2 protein-coding genes, 1 tRNA gene and 2 pseudogenes are annotated in these 2,494 nt (G+C 38.9%); 2 read left to right on the plus strand and 3 right to left on the minus strand.

What is annotated here, in order from left to right; genetic code table 11:
- Nucleotides 1-430 precede the first annotated feature (430 nt).
- Nucleotides 431-598: pseudogene (locus FC814_RS22365) on the plus strand (isocitrate/isopropylmalate family dehydrogenase); the annotation flags it as partial.
- 113 nt (nt 599-711) lie between these two features.
- Here the strand turns inward: FC814_RS22365 and FC814_RS22370 are convergent.
- A pseudogene (locus tag FC814_RS22370) lies at nt 712-976 on the minus strand (IS3 family transposase); the annotation flags it as partial.
- 246 nt (nt 977-1,222) lie between these two features.
- Nucleotides 1,223-1,516: a hypothetical protein gene (locus tag FC814_RS22375; RefSeq protein WP_024165126.1), complete on the minus strand. Its 294-nt coding sequence runs from the start codon at nt 1,514-1,516 to the stop codon at nt 1,223-1,225.
- 326 nt (nt 1,517-1,842) lie between these two features.
- Between FC814_RS22375 and FC814_RS22940 the strand changes: the two genes are divergently transcribed.
- Nucleotides 1,843-1,915: transfer RNA gene (locus FC814_RS22940), tRNA-Ile, on the plus strand.
- Nucleotides 1,916-2,435: 520 nt separating this feature from the next.
- Here FC814_RS22940 and FC814_RS23820 read toward each other — a convergent pair.
- The gene (locus FC814_RS23820; protein WP_003032489.1) at nt 2,436-2,492 is read right to left on the minus strand and encodes an IS1 family transposase; all 57 of its coding nucleotides are present in this window, start codon (nt 2,490-2,492) and stop codon (nt 2,436-2,438) included.
- Nucleotides 2,493-2,494 lie beyond the last annotated feature (2 nt).

Below are 2,494 nucleotides of genomic sequence, written 5' to 3' on the forward strand. Positions count from 1 at the left end.
AAGCGTGCGTATTGCCTGAAAACACAACCCGCTACGGGGGAGACTTACCCGAAATCTGATTTATTCAACAAAGCCGGTTTTTTTATGATTTTGTGGTGCTTTTATCTATTTAAGTGCCATGCCTTTAGAGGCATATAAGCGAAAATAGCATGAGGTTTATCCTCAATTACTATGTTTTTTAGTACAAAAAAGAGGGACAAAACTGAGACACATAAGGCCTCACAAAGGTCTGCAAGGCCTCACATGTATTGAGATGTTAATAAAATGTAGGCTTGTAATTTTGATATAAATGGTAGATAAAACCTTTCCCCAAAATAAAAACGAACGTCAATGAAATCAAACGGTTGAATAAAGTTGATTTTGGCTAATAAAAAGACAATAAAATAATTTTTATCATTAAATATCAATGAATTGAACTTAATGTTTTTATATACTGCTGCGCCATATGGGTTGGACCGAAGCGGCTGACCTGATTGTTAAAGGTATGGAAGGCGCGATTAACGCGAAAACCGTAACCTATGACTTCGAACGTCTGATGGACGGAGCTAAGCTGCTGAAATGTTCAGAGTTTGGTGACGCGATCATCGAAAACATGTAATTTCTGCATGTGTTAAAAACTGTAACGGGCGTATAACACGCCCGTTGTTTTTTGTTAGCTTGCTAAGGGTTATCAAAACCCCCTGATAGTTTGGTGGGGCAGATAGCAGTTCTACTCATTGTAGCGATGCTTTTTTCTCCGGCTGAACCGTGGCTGATGCCATGTAGCTCAAGTACCTAACTGCGTAATACAGCACATCTGCCGTCTGGTTTTCCTCCAGTATTTGTAGCTACTGCGATGAACCCCGAACACGTGGCAGAGAGCGCCCTGAGTTTCCCGATTATCGAGAACTGTTCAAGGGAGCCGCATCAAGAGCACTGTAGCCTTTTTAAATATTTCGTTTTCCATTTCAATTCGTTGTCGCTTTTTCTTTAGCTCACTTTTTCCCGTATCTGCGATAAGTTAAGCGCAATGATAGACTTTTTATGTCTGTGTTAGGATTTTAATACAAACCCGCAGATATACAGTTTTTTGCATCGTTAATTCACAGATAAACCCGAAAAAGATCTTTGCCAGCGGACTGTCGGAGATGAAATGTTCAGCCTTGATTTATGTTCAACAATTTCGGAAAACTGATTTGTTGATAAATATATATGTGGTCTGTAAATACATTGATTGTGAACGTCAATATCTTGTCAGGGTCTCACTACATAGTCGCAATGCATCATTCAGAACCTTATAACTCTCCTGTGTTGCATCTTTTATACCAGCCTCCCTTATTGGTCTTCCTTCTGTTGAATATTCGATCCAGAATGAACCGGAGAAGTTTGACATTTTGTATGTTGCGAATTCTTTTGCATTAATAGGCAGCCTGGTGCCGTTTAGATCCATTATATAACCACTTTCCTGGATGGAGCGGGAAAGACAATTGATTATTTCGTTTGTTGGTATCCTACTGTCTAAGTGAGGATGATCCACAACGGCTCCTGTACAGAGAATACTTAAAAATATTATAAAAACATTTTTTTTCATAGTTAAGATTTTTTGTGATATTTTTGATACGTGGTCTATCCTAGTGATAGATATACTTGTTGAATCCTTTTGTTGCAAGATGTGATGAAGTCTTTGTTTTGATAATGGCTAAAGCTTTATTTTTTTACAGGGTGATATAAATCATCAAAATATACAATGCGATTAATACCCTTAATAGATAAGAAAATATTAATTTTTTTGTTTTTTATTAATAATGCGATAATGTAGACTGTATATATGTACTTTTAACGAAGCAAATTTGTTTTTCTGCCTCTTTAGCTCAGTGGTGAGTGTGAGCGGCCCATAATCGCCAGGTCGCTGGTTCAAATCCAGCAAGCGCCACCAACCATACCGCCATTAGCTCATTGGGGGAGAGAGCGCCAACCTTCGAACTTGGCTGCGCGGGGATATCAACAGGTCACTATCACTCCTTTTTCTTTATTTGAGCAAATTTTGATATTGTGCCGAAATAGTATAAACCTGCCGTTGAGTGGATTTTGTTGTTTCGGATACAGGAAAATCCATAATTATCATATTCCGATAACAAATTAATTGTATTTGATAAAATTCTGTATTTTCGAGATTATGGTATTGATACCATTTTTCTTATTTGTTAAAAAAATACCTGCATGGTGAATCCCCCTGTGCGGAGGGGCATATCAGCAAGGTTGCAAATATCCTTCGGCTTTAGCGGCAATATTGCGGGTTCGGATGCTGATGCCGGACTCACCGGGAGGCACCCGGCACCATGCAGATGATGGAACATTGCGCATACAAAAACCTGCCCTTCTCCGGAAGGGCTTTTTTATGGGCAAGTATCATGAGTTATATATCGGATATTTTTATTGCCGGTAATGACTCCAACTTATTGATAGTGTTTTATGTTCAGATAATGCCCGATGACTTTGTCATGCAGCTCCACCG

The sequence above is a fragment of the Escherichia sp. MR genome (assembly GCF_005280595.1).
GTDB lineage: Bacteria > Pseudomonadota > Gammaproteobacteria > Enterobacterales > Enterobacteriaceae > Escherichia > Escherichia ruysiae.